The organism is Phycicoccus sp. (genome assembly GCF_035325325.1).
In the GTDB taxonomy this organism is placed as follows: domain Bacteria; phylum Actinomycetota; class Actinomycetes; order Actinomycetales; family Dermatophilaceae; genus Phycicoccus.
Window position 1 is genome coordinate 94,298 of the sequence record NZ_DAOLAC010000002.1, and the last position, 16,261, is coordinate 110,558.

General features: G+C 74.8%; 13 protein-coding genes and 1 riboswitch. Of the genes, 11 read left to right on the forward strand and 2 right to left on the reverse strand.

What is annotated here, in order from left to right:
• Positions 1-16 precede the first annotated feature (16 nt).
• Genes PKA89_RS02140 through PKA89_RS02155 form a run of 4 tightly spaced genes read left to right on the forward strand, consistent with a single transcriptional unit; the run spans position 17 to position 3,569 of the window.
• Positions 17-949 carry an ABC transporter ATP-binding protein gene (locus PKA89_RS02140; protein WP_324416140.1) on the forward strand — a complete coding sequence of 311 codons (933 nt, stop codon included), beginning with the start codon at positions 17-19 and terminating at the stop codon, positions 947-949.
• Positions 946-1,767, forward strand: coding sequence for an ABC transporter permease (locus PKA89_RS02145; RefSeq protein WP_324416142.1), 822 nt, complete (start codon positions 946-948; stop codon positions 1,765-1,767). Before PKA89_RS02140 ends, PKA89_RS02145 begins: the two co-directional genes overlap by 4 nt.
• Positions 1,768-1,779: 12 nt before the next feature.
• On the forward strand, positions 1,780-2,961 hold the full coding sequence (locus tag PKA89_RS02150; protein ID WP_324416144.1) for a histidine kinase: 1,182 nt from the start codon (positions 1,780-1,782) through the stop codon (positions 2,959-2,961).
• Positions 2,958-3,569: a response regulator transcription factor gene (locus PKA89_RS02155; protein WP_324416146.1), complete on the forward strand. Its 612-nt coding sequence runs from the start codon at positions 2,958-2,960 to the stop codon at positions 3,567-3,569. The genes PKA89_RS02150 and PKA89_RS02155 overlap by 4 nt, the downstream gene beginning before the upstream one ends.
• Positions 3,570-3,590: 21 nt before the next feature.
• On the opposite strand, the gene PKA89_RS02160 is transcribed toward PKA89_RS02155, so the two are convergent.
• Entirely contained in the window at positions 3,591-5,000 is a 1,410-nt protein-coding gene (locus PKA89_RS02160; protein ID WP_324416148.1) for a folylpolyglutamate synthase/dihydrofolate synthase family protein, read from the reverse strand.
• Positions 5,001-5,058: 58 nt separating this feature from the next.
• Positions 5,059-8,394: an isoleucine--tRNA ligase gene (ileS, locus tag PKA89_RS02165; RefSeq protein ID WP_324416150.1), complete on the reverse strand. Its 3,336-nt coding sequence runs from the start codon at positions 8,392-8,394 to the stop codon at positions 5,059-5,061.
• A gap of 317 nt (positions 8,395-8,711) precedes the next feature.
• Positions 8,712-8,784, forward strand: a riboswitch (cobalamin riboswitch).
• A 109-nt stretch (positions 8,785-8,893) separates the two neighbouring features.
• Between ileS and PKA89_RS02170 the strand changes: the two genes are divergently transcribed.
• The 7 genes from PKA89_RS02170 (at position 8,894) to PKA89_RS02200 (ending at position 16,260) form a co-directional block, all read left to right on the forward strand.
• Complete coding sequence (locus PKA89_RS02170) at positions 8,894-10,507, forward strand: hypothetical protein (protein ID WP_324416152.1); 1,614 nt, start codon at positions 8,894-8,896, stop codon at positions 10,505-10,507.
• On the forward strand, positions 10,507-11,331 hold the full coding sequence (locus tag PKA89_RS02175) for a hypothetical protein (protein WP_324416154.1): 825 nt from the start codon (positions 10,507-10,509) through the stop codon (positions 11,329-11,331). Before PKA89_RS02170 ends, PKA89_RS02175 begins: the two co-directional genes overlap by 1 nt.
• 21 nt (positions 11,332-11,352) lie before the next feature.
• Positions 11,353-12,471, forward strand: coding sequence for an energy-coupling factor transporter transmembrane component T (locus PKA89_RS02180; protein WP_324416156.1), 1,119 nt, complete (start codon positions 11,353-11,355; stop codon positions 12,469-12,471).
• Positions 12,464-14,113: an ATP-binding cassette domain-containing protein gene (locus tag PKA89_RS02185; protein WP_324416158.1), complete on the forward strand. Its 1,650-nt coding sequence runs from the start codon at positions 12,464-12,466 to the stop codon at positions 14,111-14,113. Before PKA89_RS02180 ends, PKA89_RS02185 begins: the two co-directional genes overlap by 8 nt.
• Complete coding sequence (locus PKA89_RS02190; protein WP_324416160.1) at positions 14,110-14,973, forward strand: ECF transporter S component; 864 nt, start codon at positions 14,110-14,112, stop codon at positions 14,971-14,973. The genes PKA89_RS02185 and PKA89_RS02190 overlap by 4 nt, the downstream gene beginning before the upstream one ends.
• Entirely contained in the window at positions 14,970-15,509 is a 540-nt protein-coding gene (locus PKA89_RS02195; protein ID WP_324416162.1) for an NUDIX hydrolase family protein, read from the forward strand. Before PKA89_RS02190 ends, PKA89_RS02195 begins: the two co-directional genes overlap by 4 nt.
• A gap of 154 nt (positions 15,510-15,663) precedes the next feature.
• Entirely contained in the window at positions 15,664-16,260 is a 597-nt protein-coding gene (locus PKA89_RS02200) for a hypothetical protein (RefSeq protein ID WP_324416164.1), read from the forward strand.
• Position 16,261 lies beyond the last annotated feature (1 nt).

Consider the following 16,261-nt stretch of genomic DNA (forward strand, 5'->3'; position numbering starts at 1 on the left):
CGACATGGTTCTCGGTATGAACGCGATCACCCTCCGCTCCGTGACCAAGCACTTCGGGCAGGTGCGGGCCGTCGACGGCATCGACCTCACCATCGGGCAGGGCGAGGTCGTCGCCGTCCTCGGGCCGAACGGTGCCGGCAAGACGACGACCATCGACATGGTGCTCGGCCTGAGCACCCCCACCGACGGAGACGTCACCGTCTTCGACCTGCACCCGCGGGAGGCGGTCGACCGGGGGCTGGTCTCCGCCGTCCTCCAGAGCGGCGGGCTGCTCAAGGACATGACGGTGCGCGAGTCGGTGGAGTACACCGCGGCGCTCTTCCCCTCGGCCCGGCCGGTCGACGAGGCGCTCGCGGCGGCCGGCATCACCGCGATCGCCGACCGGCGGATCAAGGACTGCTCCGGTGGGGAGCAGCAGCGCACCCGCTTCGCCATGGCGCTCGTGCCCGACCCCGAGCTCATCATCCTCGACGAGCCGACGACCGGGATGGACGTCGCCGCCCGTCGCGCCTTCTGGCAGGCCATCCACGCCGATGCCGAGCAGGGCCGCACCGTCGTCTTCGCGACGCACTACCTCGAGGAGGCGGAGACCTGGGCCGACCGGGTCGTCGTCGTCCGGGCCGGGAAGGTCGTCGCCGACGGCACGCCGGCCGAGCTCGGCGCGATGACCACCGGCCGCGTGGTGCGGGCCACCCTCCCCGACGCCGACCCCGAGCAGCTCCGCACGCTGCCCGGCGTGGTGGAGGCCGACGTGCGCGGCACGACGGTGACCCTCGTGAGCACCGACTCGGACGCGCTCGCCCGCCACCTGCTGACGCAGACGGCGGCTCGTGACCTCGAGGTCGCCGGTCGCAGCCTCGAGGACACCTTCGTCGCGCTGACCGGGGGCGACGCCGGGACCGCCGACGACCCGACGACCACCGAGACCACCGAAGGACTGCCCCGATGACCTCCCCCCTGACCGACGTCGCGAGCCGACCCGCCCCGCGCCGCACCCTCCTCAACCCGACGGTGCTGCGGATCGAGCTGCGCCGGCTCGTGCGCAACCGGCGCATCCTGATCTTCACGTTCGTCTTCCCGGCGGTGATGCTCGTGTTCATCGGCAGCCAGATCACCGGCCAGGACGACGTCATCGGGCCGCAGGCCGTGGCCAACGTCGGCGCCTACGTCATGGCGAGCATGGCCGTCTACGGCGCCGTCATGGCCACCACCTCCGCCGGCGCCTCGGTGTCCATCGAGCGAGCGGCCGGGTGGAGCCGCCAGCTGCGCCTCACCCCTGCACGGCCGCTCTCGCACGTGCTCGTCAAGATGCTCGTCGCCGTCGTCCTCGGGGTCTGCGCCACCGTCGTCACCTTCGTCGTCGGGGCGGTCACCGGCACCGCGCACGTCACCGCGATGGCGCCGTGGTGGCAGATGGGCGTCGTCATCGTCCTCGGGTCGCTCGTCTTCGCCGCCTTCGGCCTCTTCATGGGCTACCTGCTGCCGAGCGAGAACGCCATGCAGTTCCTCGGCCCGCTGCTGGCCATCCTCGCGATCTTCGGCGGCCTGTTCTCCGGGCCGCTGCCCACCGACTCCCTCTACGGCCAGATCGCGCAGTACACCCCGATCTACGGGCTGAGCCAGCTCGCTCACTGGCCGCTCACCCTGACGACGACCGGGGCGCACGACCCGTTCCGGATGGCCTGGGTGCTCAACCTCGTCGTCTGGGGGCTGGTCTTCGTCGCGGGCGCCGTGTGGCGCTTCCGCCGCGACACCGATCGGGTCTGACACGCTGTGAGCGTGACGGGGTGGCCGTGGGGCAGCCGGCGGGACGAGGACCAGCTCGTCCCGCCGGACCCGCGTGCCGGCTCCGCCGCGGGCCGGGTCATCGCCCTCATCTGGCTCGTCTACCTCGCCGACCCTTTCGTCGCGGCCTGGCGGATGCGGGGCTCGGTCGCGGGCGACGTCGGCCTGCTCGCGCTGGTGACGTTCCTGCTGGTCTACCTCTGGCACTTCCTCACCTCGACGATGCCGGCGATCACCCGCACCGGCCTCACGCCGCCGCCCGCACCGCGCTGGCCCGGCCTCGTCCGCTACGCCACGCTCGTCGTGACGGCCGCCGTCGCCACCGTGCTCGTCGGGCAGTCGGCGACGGCGACGTGGGTCTTCCTCGCGGTCTCCGGCGTGTGGACGCTCGGCGGCTGGTGGGCCTACCTCGTCGTCCTCGCCCTCGCCGGGCTCTACGAGCTGCTCGCGTACCGCCTCGAGTCCTGGGACCGCGACAACAGCCTGACCATCGCGATGGCCTTCGCGGTGATCGCCGTGACGAGCGCGACGGTCGCCATCCGGCGCTCGCGCGACCTCGCCGAGGCGCAGCGCGAGAACGCCCGGCTGGCCGTGGAGGACGAGCGCAACCGGGTCGCCCGCGACCTGCACGACATCCTCGGCCACTCGCTCACCGTCATCCGGGTCAAGGCCGAGCTGGCGGCGCGGCTCGTCGAGCTCGACCCCGCGCGGGCCCGGGCCGAGGTCGAGGAGGTCGAGTCGCTCGCCCGGGAGGCGCTGGCCGACGTGCGCGGCGCGGTCGAGGGCTTCCGCGAGATCTCCCTCGCCGGCGAGATCGCGCGGGCCCGCGCGGCGCTGGCCTCGGCGGGCATCGAGGCCGACCTGCCCCGCCGCGTCGACGGCATCGCCCCCGACCTGCGCGAGCTCTACGCGTGGACCGTCCGCGAGGGCGTCACCAACGTCATCCGGCACAGCGGCGCGAGCACGTGCACGGTGACCATCGACGGCGCGGGCCTGCGGCTCGCCGACGACGGTCGCGTCCTCGCTCCGGGGCCGGCCGCGCGGGCCGCCGGCCACGGGCTGCGCGGCCTCGCCGAGCGGGCCCGCTCCGCCGGCGCCACCCTCACCGCCCGACGTCTCGACCCCCGCGGGTTCGAGATCATCGTGTCCGCCACCGTCCCCGGGGGCGAGCCGTGACCCCCATCCGCCTCGTCCTCGCCGACGACCAGGCCCTCGTCCGCGGGGCGCTGGCGGCACTGCTCGACCTCGAGCCCGACCTCGAGGTGGTCGGCCAGGCCGAGGACGGCGAGGAGGTCGTGCGCGTCGTCGGCGCGACGCTGCCGGACGTCGTGCTCATGGACGTCGAGATGCCGGGGGGCGACGGCATCGACGCCACCACCCGTCTGCGCGAACGGCACCCGGACGTGCGCGTCCTCGTCGTCACGACCTTCGGCCGACCCGGCTACCTCCGCCGGGCGATGCAGGCCGGGGCGTCCGGGTTCGTCGTCAAGGACACCCCGGCGCACGCCCTCGCCGATGCCGTGCGCCGCGTGCACGCCGGCCTGCGCGTCGTCGACCCGGCGCTCGCGGCCGACTCCCTGGCGCTCGGTGACTCCCCGCTCACACCGCGCGAGACCGAGGTGCTCCGGGCGGCGGCGAGTGGCGCGACGATCGCCCAGCTCGCCCGGACCCTCCACCTGTCCGAGGGGACGGTCCGCAACCACCTCAGCTCGGTCATCGGCAAGACGACCGCGCGCAACCGGGCCGACGCCGTGCGGATCGCCCGCGAGGCCGGCTGGCTCTGAGGCCCTGGCGCGGCCACGGGCTCAGACGTCGGTCGTGCCGAGCAGCATCCGCACCTCGGCGGCGGTGACCACCGAACCGGTCGCGAGCACTCCGCCGGCCACGCCGCCCTCGTCGGCGAGGCCGGCCGCGCGGTCGAGGGCGTCGGGGAGGTCGTCGACGACGGTGACCCGGTGCTCGCCGAAGATCTCCGCCGCCAGCTCACCGAGCTCGCGGGGCCGCATCGAGCGGGGCGAGGTGTTGCGGGTGACGACGACCTCGTCGAGGGCCGGCTCGAGCACCTCGAGCATCTCGGCGGCGTCCTTGTCGGCCATGACCGCGACGACGCCGACGAGCTTGACGAAGGTGAAGGCGTCCTCGAGCGCCTGGCGCAGCGCGCGGGCCCCGGCCGGGTTGTGCGCGGCGTCGACGAGCACCGTCGGACTGCGCCGCACGATCTCGAGCCGTCCGGGCGACTCGACCGCCGCGAGCCCCGCCCGCAGCACGTCGAGGTCGAGGGCCTGCTCGCCCCCGCCGACGAACGCCTCGACGGCGGCGACGGCCACGGCCGCGTTCTGGGCCTGGTGCCCGCCGTGCAGGGGGAGGTAGAGGTCGGGGTAGTCGCCGGCCAGGCCGCGCAGCGAGAGCTGCTGGCCACCGACCGCGACGTCGCGCTCGGTGACACCGAAGTCGTTGCCCTCGAAGACGATCCGAGCGCCGACCTCGGCCGCGCGGTCGATGAGCACCTCGGCGGCCTCGCGGTGCTCCTGCACCCCGGACACCGCGATGGCGTCGGGCTTGATGATGCCCGCCTTCTCGTGCGCGATGGCCTCCGGGGTGTCGCCGAGGAAGTGCCGGTGGTCGACGTCGATCGGCGTGACGACCGAGACCGGCGCGTCGACGACGTTCGTGGCGTCCCAGGTGCCGCCCATCCCGACCTCGACGACCGCGACGTCGACCGGGAGGTCGGCGAAGGCGGCGTACGCGACGGCGACGAGGACCTCGAAGTAGGTCATCCGGGGCCCCCCGGACTCGAGCGAGCGGGCGTCGACGATCTCGATGATCGGGCTGACGTCGTCCCAGGCGGCGAGGAAGCGCTCGGCGTCGACCGGGCGGCCGCCGACCGCGATCCGCTCGAGCATCGAGTGCAGGTGCGGGCTGGTGAACCGGCCGGTCTTCAGGCCCATCTCGCGCAGCACCGACTCGATGATCCGGGCCGTGCTCGTCTTGCCGTTGGTGCCGGTGACGTGGATGACCGGGAAGGTGCGCTGGGGGTCGCCGAGGAGCTCCATGACGGCGGCGATCCGGTCGAGCGAGGGCTGGAGGTCGTGCTCCGGTGCGCGGGAGAGGATGGCCTCCTCCACCTCGCGCATCCGCTTGCGGACCTCGAGGGCGTGCGCGGCCTCGCGCTGGGCGGCGTCGGGTGCAGGGCTCACCGTCCCATCCTCCCGCATGGCCCGGGTCGTGTGCTCGGGTGGCCGTCGGGGCGACCACCCGGGCACACGACTCCGGTCAGCGGCGAGTCACCCGCACGTGGGCCTTGTGGCCGTCACCGACCGTGACGACCGCGACCCGCTCGCCGTCGGGCGCCATGAGGGGTTCGACCCGCTCGGCGAGGGTCTCCCCCGCCAGCAGGTCGCCGTGCGCCTCGACGGCCGCCTCGACCTCGGGGTCGCCGGAGACCTCGAGGTGGATCCGGTCCGAGACGTCGAGGTCGGCGTCCTTGCGCGCCTGCTGGACGGCGCGCACGAGGTCGCGGGCGATGCCCTCGCGGGCCAGCTCGGGCGTCACCTCGGTGTCGAGGACGACGAACCCGCCGCCCGGCAGCATCGCCGTGGCGAGCGAACCGGACCCGTCGGAGCCCGCGGCGACCGTCTCGAGCGTGTACTCGCCCTCGACGAGCGCGAGCCCGCCGGCGGTCACCGTGCCGTCCTCGGCGACCGACCAGTCCCCCGACTTCGAACCCTGGATGGCGGTCTGCACGTCGCGGCCGAGGCGCGGCCCGGCGGCCCGGGCGTTGACGGTGAGCCGCTGGCTGATGCCGAAGTCGGACTCGTGGGCGTCGGCGACGTCGAGGACGGTGACGGTCTTGACGTTGAGCTCGTCGCGGACGATGCCGCTGAACGGCTCGAAGCCGGCCGGGTCGGCGGTGACGACGGTCAGCTCGCGCAGCGGCAGGCGCACCCGCAGGGCCTCGGCCTTGCGCAGCGAGGAGCCGGTCGAGCAGACCGCGCGCACCTGGTCCATCGCCGCGACGAGCGCGTCGTCGGCCGGGAGCTCGTCGGCGGACGGCCAGTCGGCGAGGTGCACCGAGCGGCCGCCGGTCAGCCCGCGCCAGACCTCCTCGGTGAGCAGCGGCAACAACGGGGCGGCGACGCGGGTCAGCACCTCGAGGGCCGTGTACAGCGTGTCGAACGCCGCCTCCGCAGCCGACGAGTCCCCGGAACCGTTGTCCCAGAACCGCTCCCGTGAACGGCGGATGTACCAGTTGGTCATGCCGTCGACGAAGCCGCGCACCGACTCGCAGGCGCCCGGCACGTCGTAGGCGTCCATCTGTGCCGTCACCGTGCCGACGAGGTCGTGCAGCTTCGCGAGGAGGTAGCGGTCGAGCGGGTCGGTGGACGCCGTCGACCACCGCGCCTCGTACCCCGCCCCGCCGTTCGCCGCGTTGGCGTACAGCGAGAAGAAGTACCAGCAGTTCCACAGCGGCAGGATGACCTGGCGCACGCCCTCGCGGATGCCCTCCTCGGTGACGACGAGGTTGCCGCCCCGCAGGATCGGCGACGCCATGAGGAACCAGCGCATCGCGTCGGCGCCGTCGCGGTCGAAGACCTCGCGGACGTCCGGGTAGTTGCGCAGCGACTTGCTCATCTTCTGGCCGTCGTTGCCGAGGACGATGCCGTGGCTGATGCACGACGAGAACGCCGGCCGGTCGAAGATCGCCGTCGCGAGGACGTGCAGCGTGTAGAACCAGCCGCGGGTCTGGCCGATGTACTCGACGATGAAGTCCGCCGGGAAGTGGGCGTCCTCGGTCTCGGTGCCCGCGAACCAGTCCGCGTTCTCGAAGGGGAAGTGCACCTGGGCGTAGGACATCGAGCCGGAGTCGAACCACACGTCGAGGACGTCCGCGACACGGCGCATCGTCGAGCGACCGGTCGGGTCGTCCGGGTTCGGCCGGGTCAGCTCGTCGACGAAGGGGCGGTGCAGGTCGGGGTTGCCCTCGCGGTCGCGCGGCAGGTCGCCGAAGTCGCGCTCGAGCTCCTCGAAGGAGCCGTAGACGTCGACCCGCGGGTAGGCCGGGTCGTCGGACTTCCACACCGGGACCGGGCTGCCCCAGAAGCGGTTCCGGGTGATCGACCAGTCGCGGGCGTTCTCGAGCCACTTGCCGAACTGGCCGTCCTTGACGTGCTCCGGCACCCAGCTGATCTGCTGGTTGAGCTCGACCATGCGGTCCTTGAACGCGGTGACCTGGACGAACCACGACTCGACGCCCTTGTAGATGAGGGGCTCGCGGCACCGCCAGCAGTGCGGGTAGCTGTGGTCGTAGGACTCGCGCCGGAGCAGCACAGTGCCCGGCGACACCGATCCGACCGGGCCCTCGCCGCGGGTCGCGGCGCGCAGGTGGTCGATGACGAGCGCGTTGGCGTCGAACACCTGGACGCCCTCGTAGTCGGTGACGGGCTCGGTGAACCGGCCGTCCTTGCCGACCGGCATGACCGCCTCGATGCCCTCGCGGTCGGTCACCTCCTTGTCGACCTCACCGAAGGCGCCGGCCGTGTGCACGACCCCGGTGCCGTCGGTCGTCGTCACCGCGTCGTCGGCGGCCACGACCCGGAAGGCGTTCGCGTGGCCGGCGTAGTACGAGAACGGCGGCGTGTACGTGCGCCCGACCAGGTCGGCTCCGCGGTACCGCCCGACGACCGCGAACTCACCCTCCGCGGAGGCCAGCTCGCGGGCGTAGGCGGAGAGCCGCGCCTCGGCGAGGACGTACCGGGCGGTGCGGTCGGTCCCCGGGACCGGCGCCTCGACGACGACGTACTCGATCTCGGAGCCGACCATCGCCGCGAGGTTGCTCGGCAGGGTCCACGGGGTCGTCGTCCAGACGAGCAGGTGCGCGCCGTCGAGGACGTGGTCGGTGCCGGTGTCGTCGAGGAGGTAGCCGACCGTGACCGAGGGGTCCTGCCGGTTCTGGTAGACCTCGTCGTCCATCCGCAGCTCGTGGTTGGACAACGGGGTCTCGTCGTTCCAGCAGTAGGGCAGCACGCGGAAGCCCTCGTAGACGTAGCCCTTGTCGTAGAGGGACTTGAAGGCCCAGATGACCGACTCCATGTAGTCGGCGTTCATCGTCCGGTAGTCGTTGTCGAAGTCGACCCAGCGGGCCTGGCGGGTGACGTAGTCGCGCCACTCCCCCGTGTACTTCATGACCGAGTCGCGGCAGGCGGCGTTGAACTTCTCGATGCCGAGCTCGAGGATCTCGTCGGTGGTCTTGATCCCGTTGAGGCGCATCGCCTCCAGCTCGGCCGGCAGCCCGTGGGTGTCCCAGCCGAAGCGGCGCTCGACCCGGCGCCCGCGCATCGTCTGGTAGCGCGGCACGACGTCCTTGACGTACCCGGTCAGCAGGTGGCCGTAGTGCGGCAGGCCGTTGGCGAACGGCGGCCCGTCGTAGAAGACGAACTCGTTCTCGCCGCGCTCACCCGGGTCGCGCTGGTCGATCGACGCCTGGAAGGTGCCGTCGGCGGCCCAGTGCGCGAGGACCGCCTCCTCCACCTCCGGGAAGCGCGGGCTGGCGGGGACGCCGAAGGACTCACCGGTGTGGTCGCCGGTGGTGGACACCTGGGGGTAGGTCATCGGGGTGCAGCTCCTGCGGGTGGTCGACTCGTCCGTCACGAGGACGACGGGCCCGGCCGTGCGCCGGACACCTCCGCGGTACCACCTCGCTTGCCGCCCCGGGGGACGACCGCTCTTGCACCAGGTCGTGACGTGACCCCGACGTCCGGTTCTAGTGAGGACTCACGTCCCGTTCTTCCGGAGGCTCACCGCTGATGACGGCTCGAACGCCTGTGCCGGGGAGTCTACCGGCGGCGGACGCGTGGTTCCGACCGAGTTCCGCACGGGGTAGCATCACCGGCGTCGCCCGCGAGGGCGGCACCACACGCACCCGCCTGGGGGAAGCCGGTCGAAGTCCGGCACTGTCCCGCAGCCGTAGGCCACCTGCGAAGGTGGCGAGTCGGAATGCCCGAGCGGGCGCGAGCGGCTCCATCACACCCGTCGAGGAATGCGGGACGGAGCCCGAGGGCCGGGGCTCCGGCGGTTCGGGCGTTCGTCTTGAACCGCTCAGGAAGGCTCCATGTCCACCACCACGCTCCGCCCCGGCGCCCGCGCGCTCGGGGCCCTGCTGCTCTCGGCAGCCCTCGTCGGCGCGCCGTCGGTCGCCTCGGCCGACGAGACACCGACGCCGACTCCCACCCCGACCGCCACGGCGACGCCGGACCCGTCGGCCACGCCGACGGACCCGGCGGCCACGCCGACGCCCACCGACACCCCGACGGCCACGCCCACGGCGGACCCCACGGCCACGCCCACGGCGGACCCCACGGCCACGCCCACGGCGGACCCCACCCCGTCGCCGAGCAGCACCCCGACGGCCACCCCGTCCGCGACGACGGCCGTCGTCGCCGGGGGTGACGCGGGCCGCTACGGCGTCGCCGCGGTCACCGGCCCGGTCACCTCGAGCGACCCGCTGCTCGTCGGGGCGCACTACCTCGAGCAGCAGCTGCGACTCGGGGGCCACGTCCTCTCGGTGGACTTCGGCGGCACGCTCTACCCCGACTACGGCGTCACGGCCGACGCCGTGCTCGCCCTGGCCGCTGCCGGCACCGGCCAGGTCGAGGCCACCCTCGCCACCCAGACCCTCGCGACGCACTTCGTCGACTACACCGGCTTCGGGGACCCGACCGAGGTGTACGCGGGGTCGGTCGCCAAGCTGCTCAACGTGGCCGTCGCCCAGGGCGTGGACCCGACGGCCTTCGGCGGGGTCGACCTCGTCGCGACGCTCGGTGGCCTGGAGCAGCCCTCCGGCCGGTTCAGCGACGTGACGAAGTACGGCGACGCCTCCAACACCTTCGGGCAGTCCCTCGCCCTCATCGGCCTCCACCGGGCCGGTGGCACCGTGTCCGCCACGGCCACGGACTACCTCCTGGCCCAGCAGTGCCCGGGCGGCGGGTTCCAGCTCTACATGGCCGACGCGGGCTGCACCGACGACGCGAACGCCGACCCCGACGCGACCGCGATGGCCGTCCAGGCGCTCATCGCCGTCGGCGGCCACGGCGCGGCCGCGAACGCCGGCCTCGACTACCTCGCGACCCGTCAGGCCGCGGGCGGTGGCGTCGGCGGCGGCGGACCGCAGACGGCCGCCAACGCCAACAGCACGGGCCTGGCCGGCCAGGCCTTCCTCGCCGGTGGCCGCACCACGCAGGCGCGGGCCGCGGTCACCTTCCTCACCGGCCTGCAGTACGGGTGCGCGCTGCCCGCCGCCGTCCGCGGTGGCATCGCCTACGACCGGGCCACCTACGACGCCAAGGTCGCCGCCGGCACGTCGGCCGTGCCGACCGACCCGGACCGTCGCTCCACCTCGCAGGCCCTCCTGGCGCTGGCCGGGGTGCCGCTCGGGTCGGTGACTTCGGCGGGCGCGACGGCCGAGGCCCCGGCCCTCGCGTGCGCGGTGACGCCGCGGCCCACCACCTCGACGGGGTCGCCGTCCGCGACGACCGACCCGACGTCCGCCGCGGGGGCCGGGGGCTCCGGGGGCAGCACCGCCGACCCGGTCGCGGCCGCTCCGGCCGGCGCGCTCGCCCAGACCGGTGCGGACCCGCTCGGGCCGGTGCTCGTCGGGCTCGCGCTCCTCGTGCTCGGTGTGGTCGCGGTGCTGGCCTCGCGAACCCGACGGGGGGCGCACGCCTGATGCGTCGCCTGCTCACCCGACTGCTCGTCCCCGTCGCCGCGGCGGGCCTGGCCGGTGCCGGGCTCGTCGGGGCGGCGGGCCCGGCCTCGGCCTCGGCCTGCTCCGGCACCTCCGGGGTGACCGTCGTCATCGACACGGGATCCTCGACCAGCACCTCGTGCGCGCCGAGCGGCGGCTCGGCCATGACCGCCCTGCAGGCGGTCGCGACCGTCGTCAGCCCCCAGCAGTACCCGGGCGCCGTCGTGTGCCGCATCAACGGCTTCCCGTCGTCCGACCCGTGCGTGCGGATGCCCCCGGCCAACGCGTACTGGGCGTTCTTCCACGCCCCGCGGGGCGGCTCGTGGACCTACAGCACCTCCGGCGTCGCGTCCTACGCACCGCCGGCCGGCAGCGTCGTCGGCTTCCGGTTCGGCTCGGGCCAGCAGCCCCGCACCGCCCCACCGGCCCCCGCGGCGACGACGGCCCCGAAGCCGACGACCAGGCCCACCCCGAAGCCGACGACGACGCCCGCGCCACAACGCACGAGCACCGCCCCGCGACCGACACCCGGGGCCACCGCGCCGACCGGGACCACTCCGTCGACCACGACCTCCGCCGGCACCTCGGCGACGCCGTCGGCGAGCACCTCGGCCTCCCCGAGCGGCTCGGCGGGGGCTGTGCCCCCCACCGGCAGCGCCCCCACCGCCCCGACCACTCTCGCCGCCGAGCCGACGAGCACCGAGGCCGCCGGGGGCGCCGGGACGGGCACCCTCGTCGCGGGCGGCGTGCTCGTGGTCCTCGTCGGGGGTGCCGCCGTGTGGGTCGCCCGCCGCCGGCGCAGCTGAGCCGGCTGGGATGATGCCGCGGTGACCCGTTCGCTCCCCCGTGCCGTCCACCCGGCGGCCTGGTGGGGGTGGGCGCTCGGGCTCGCCGTGGCGGTGAGCACCGCGACCAACCCGCTGCTCCTGCTCCTGGCGCTCGCGGTGGCGGCCCTCGTCGTCGCCGCGCGCCGGGGGTCCTCCCCCTGGGCCCGGGCCTTCCGGCTCTACCTCTGGCTCGGCCTGGCCATCGTCGTCGTCCGGCTCGTGCTCCACGTGCTCGTCGGGCTCAAGGTGGGCACGGTCCTCGTCCTGCCGCTCCCCGAGGTGTCGCTGCCGTCGTGGGCGGCCGGCATCGAGGTGGGAGGGAACGTGTACCTCGAGGGGCTGCTCGGCGCCGCGACCCTCGGGCTGCGGCTCGCCGTCATCATCGCGTGCATCGGCGCCGCGAACGCCCTCGCCAACCCCAAGCGGCTGCTGCGCAGCCTGCCGGCCGCCCTCCACGAGGTGGGGGCCGCGGTCGTCGTGTCGGTCTCCGTCGCACCGCAGCTCGCCGAGTCCGTCGAGCGGGTGCGCCGGGCCCGCGAGCTGCGCGGCGACACCTCGCGCGGGCTGCGGGCGGTGCCGGCCGTCGCCCTGCCGGTCCTCGAGGACACCCTCGAGCGCTCGCTCCTCCTGGCCGCCGCCATGGACTCGCGCGGCTACGGGCGCAGCGGGGCCGCGGCGGCACACCGTCGCACCACCGGCGCCGTGACCCTCCTCGGCCTGCTCCTCGCCGCGGTCGGGCTCTACGGCGTCCTCGACCCCTCGACGCCGGTGCTCATGGGCACGCCGGCCCTCGTGGCGGGGATGCTCCTCTCGCTCGCCGGGTTGTGGCTCGGCGGCCGGCACGTGCGCACGACGACCTACCGGCCCGACCCGTGGAGTGGCCCCGAGTGGCTGACCGTCGCCTGCGGACTCGTCCCGGCGGCGGTGCTCACGGTCGTCGGCCGGTCGACCCCGGACGTGCTCACGATGCCGGTGCAGCCGCTCGCCGTGCCCGCGCTGCCGCTCGCGGCGGTCGCCGCCCTCCTCGTCGCCGCCCTGCCGGCGTTCCTCACGCCCGAGCCCCCACGTCCCGCCTCGCGCGTCGTCGTCCGCGGTGCCGGGGAGGTGGCCCGTGCCTGAGCACCACGCCGTCGTCCTCGAGTCGGTCACCGTCACCCCCGCCGGGGCCGACCGCCCCGTCCTGCGCGACGTCGACCTCGCCGTCGAGGAGGGCGAGCTCGCGCTCGTCGTCGGCCGCACCGGCTCCGGCAAGTCCACCCTGCTCGGCGCCATGTGCGGACGCGTGCCGCACTTCACCGGCGGCACGCTCGCCGGACGGGTCCTCGTCCACGGGCGCGACACCCGCGATCACCGCCCGCGCGACCTCGCCGACCTCGTCGGAGTCGTCGGCCAGGACCCCCTCGCCGGGTTCGTCACCGACACCGTCGAGGAGGAGCTCGCCTACGGGATGGAGCAGCTCGGCCTGCCGGCCGCGACGATGCGCAAGCGGGTCGAGGAGACCCTCGACGTCCTCGGCATCCCCGAGCTGCGTGGCGCGGCCCTGCGCGAGCTGTCCGGCGGCCAGCAGCAGCGGGTGGCCATCGGGTCGGTCCTGACCGCCCACCCGCGCGTCATCCTCCTCGACGAGCCGACGTCGGCCCTCGACCCGACCGGCGCCGAGGAGGTCCTCGCGACGATCACCCGGCTGGTCCACGACCTCGCGGTGACCGTCGTCGTCGCCGAGCACCGGGTGGAGCGCGTGCTGCACTACGCCGACCGCGTCGTGCACGTCGCGCCGGACGGCCTCGTCACCGCGGGCCTGCCCGCGCAGGTCATGGAGTCGAGCGACGTCACCTCCCCGGTGGTCGAGCTCGGGCGGTGGGCCGGATGGCGGCCGCTGCCGCTCTCGGTGCGCGACGCCCGGCGCGCGGCCCGCGGGCTGCGCCAGCACCTCGGGTCCGGTTCCCCCGCAGGTCTTCCCACGCGGCAGGAGGGCGGCTCGCCGGTGCTGCGCGCCGCCGGGGTCGTCGTCCGGCACCCGGGCGACGTCGTCGCGGTGGCCGGCGTCGACCTCGCCCTGCGCACCGGCGAGGTGACGGCGCTCATGGGACGCAACGGCTCCGGCAAGTCCTCGCTGCTCTGGGCCCTGCAGGGCAGCGCGCCGCCGAGCGCCGGACGCGTGGAGGTCACCGGACCGGCGGGCACCCCGGTCGACCCGGCGGCCCTCTCCCCGGTCCGGCGCCGGGCCCTCGTCGGCCTCGTCCCCCAGACGGCGACCGACCTGCTCTACCTCGACTCGGTCGGCGCCGAGTGCGCGCAGGCCGACCGCGAGAGCACCGCCGCCGACGGCGCCTGCGCGGCCCTCCTCGAGCGGCTCGCCCCCGACGTGCCGGCCGACCGGCACCCGCGTGACCTCTCCGAGGGGCAGAAGCTGGCCCTCGTCCTCGCGGTCCAGCTGACCGCCGACCCGCCCGTCCTCCTCCTCGACGAGCCGACCCGCGGCCTCGACCCGGTCGCCAAGGTGGCCCTGACCGCGGCCCTGCGCGACCTCGCGGCGCGCGGCCGCTCGGTCGTCGTCGCCACGCACGACGTCGAGTTCGTCGCGGAGTGCGCCGACCGAGTGGTCGTCATGGCCACCGGCGAGGTCGTCGCCGACGGCCCGACCGCCGAGGTCGTCGTCTCCTCCCCCGCCTTCGCCCCCCAGGTCGCCAAGGTGCTCCAGCCCGGCCCGTGGCTGACCGTCGACGACGTCCGCGCCGCCCTGCCCGGGGGTGCACCGTGAGCGGCGAGCGGGTCCGGGCGATCCGGCTGCGTCCGCGCTCGGCGGTGGCGGTGGCCCTCGTGAGCGCCGCCGGGCTCGTCGCGTTCGGCTGGCCGCTCCTCGTCGGACCCGACTCCGGCCTGGCGCACTCCGCGGACGCACCGCTCCTCTTCGCCCTCGTCCTCCCGCTGCTCCTCGCGGTCGTCCTCGCCGAGATCTCCGAGGGCGGGATGGACGTCAAGGCGGTCGCGATGCTCGGCGTCCTCTCGGCCGTGGGGGCGGCGCTGCGTCCGCTCGGGGCCGGCACCGCGGGGCTGGAGACCGTCTTCTTCCTCCTCGTCCTCGGCGGACGGGTCTTCGGGGCCGGCTTCGGGTTCGTCCAGGGCGCGGTGACCCTCTTCGCGTCCGCCCTGATCACCGGCGGCGTCGGCCCGTGGCTGCCGTTCCAGATGCTCGGGGCGGCGTGGGTCGGCTGGGGCGCCGGGCTGCTGCCCCGGGCCACCGGGCGGCGCGAGGTCGCGCTGCTCGCCGGGTACGGGGCGCTCGCCGGGCTCGCCTACGGGATGCTCCTCAACCTCTCGTTCTGGCCGTTCTCGACCGGTCTCGGCGGCGGGCTGTCGTTCGTGCCGGGCGCGCCGCTGACCGAGAACCTCCACCGGTTCGTCGTGTTCAGCCTCGCGACGAGCCTCGGCTGGGACCTCGGGCGGGCCGTGACCAACGCCGTGCTCGTCGCCGTCACCGCCCGGCCGGTCCTCGGGGCGCTGCGCCGGGCCGCCCGGCGGGCCGCGTTCGAGGCGCCGGTGACCTTCACCAGCGCGGCGGAGCGCGCGGCCGGCCCCGGCGAGCGCTCGCCGGGCGAGTTGGCACAATCGCCCCCATGAACCCCCTCGAGCTGGACCGCGACCCCGCCTGGCTGAGCCGCGAGGAGCTCGACGCGGCGCGCGAGAAGCTGCCGATCCTCTACGTCGACGCCGTGCCCGTGCGGGTCGACGACCGCGGCGAGGTCACCGCCCTCGGCGTGCTGCTGCGGCTCGACGGCGAGGGCCTGGTCTGCCGCGAGCTGGTCTCCGGTCGCGTGCTGCACCACGAGCGGGTCCGTGACGCGCTGCTGCGGCACATCGAGAAGGACCTCGGCCCCGTCGCGCTCCCTCGCATCCCCGCCTCGCCCCAGCCGTTCACGGTCGCGGAGTACTTCCCGACGCCCGGGGTCACGCCGTTCCACGACCCGCGCCAGCACGCGGTGTCACTGGCCTTCGTCGTCCCGGTCGCCGGCGACTGCGCGCCGCAGAACGACGCGCTCGACCTCACCTGGCTGACGCCCGCCCAGGCGCTCGACCCCGGTGTGCAGGCCGAGATGGACCGCGGCCACGGGGTGCTGCTCCGGCAGGCGCTCGCCCACCTCGGCCACTCCGTGTAGGCCCCACGGCGAGGCCGCCGACCTGCGCCGACGCCGCAGCGCTTGTGACCCAGATCACTTCTCTGCTGCAATGAGCGGTGGTCCACGAGACCACCCCCTCGCCGGCGAGGTATCACGCCGGCAGCAGGCTCCTCTTGGTCGGTGAGGAGGTCGTATGGCGCGCATCGCGGCGACAGTGGGCGGCGTCCGCCTCCGCCTGCCGGAGGTCAGCGGCCCGCTCGACCCCGGCACGCGCACCGACACGGCGGTCGAGGCCGCGCCGAAGACCCTCCAGCGGCTCCTCCTCGACGTCGTCCGGCGGGTCGCCGACCTGCCCGCCGGCTCGTCCGGCGTCGTCGTCTGGCAGCTCGGCGGCGACGAGCTCGAGGTCCGCACCCGGACGGCGACGCTGACGTGCGACGAGGGTGTCGTCACGGTCGGCGTGCAGGTCTCGTGCGACCAGCTCGACGCCACCGCCACGGTCTCCGTCCCGCTCGCCGTCGGCACCCGCAAGGTCCCGGCCGGGCTGGTCCTGTCCGCGTTCGACCGGGTGCTGGCCCCCGCCCTCGTCGCCGACCGCTGGAGCGACGCGCTCACCGGGTTCGCCGCCGAGAGCGTCCTCGAGCTCGCCCGGGTCATCGCCGCGGCCAGCGGCAAGGACTCCCGAGGGCGGCCGCTCGTCCCCGGGGCCATCGCCGCCGCCCCCAGCCGCTTCGTCGTCCAGCCGATGGCCCGCTTCGACAGCCGCGTCGTGCGCGACGGGACGAGGTGAG

Coding starts and splice junctions, on each gene's coding strand:
- PKA89_RS02175 (WP_324416154.1), top strand. CDS start 10,507: ATGCGTCGCCTGCTCACCCGACTGCTCGTCCCCGTCGCCGCGGCGGGC.
- PKA89_RS02200 (WP_324416164.1), top strand. CDS start 15,664: ATGGCGCGCATCGCGGCGACAGTGGGCGGCGTCCGCCTCCGCCTGCCG.
- ileS (WP_324416150.1), bottom strand. CDS start 8,394: ATGACCTACCCCCAGGTGTCCACCACCGGCGACCACACCGGTGAGTCC.
- PKA89_RS02140 (WP_324416140.1), top strand. CDS start 17: ATGAACGCGATCACCCTCCGCTCCGTGACCAAGCACTTCGGGCAGGTG.
- PKA89_RS02160 (WP_324416148.1), bottom strand. CDS start 5,000: ATGCGGGAGGATGGGACGGTGAGCCCTGCACCCGACGCCGCCCAGCGC.
- PKA89_RS02170 (WP_324416152.1), top strand. CDS start 8,894: ATGTCCACCACCACGCTCCGCCCCGGCGCCCGCGCGCTCGGGGCCCTG.
- PKA89_RS02195 (WP_324416162.1), top strand. CDS start 14,970: ATGAACCCCCTCGAGCTGGACCGCGACCCCGCCTGGCTGAGCCGCGAG.
- PKA89_RS02145 (WP_324416142.1), top strand. CDS start 946: ATGACCTCCCCCCTGACCGACGTCGCGAGCCGACCCGCCCCGCGCCGC.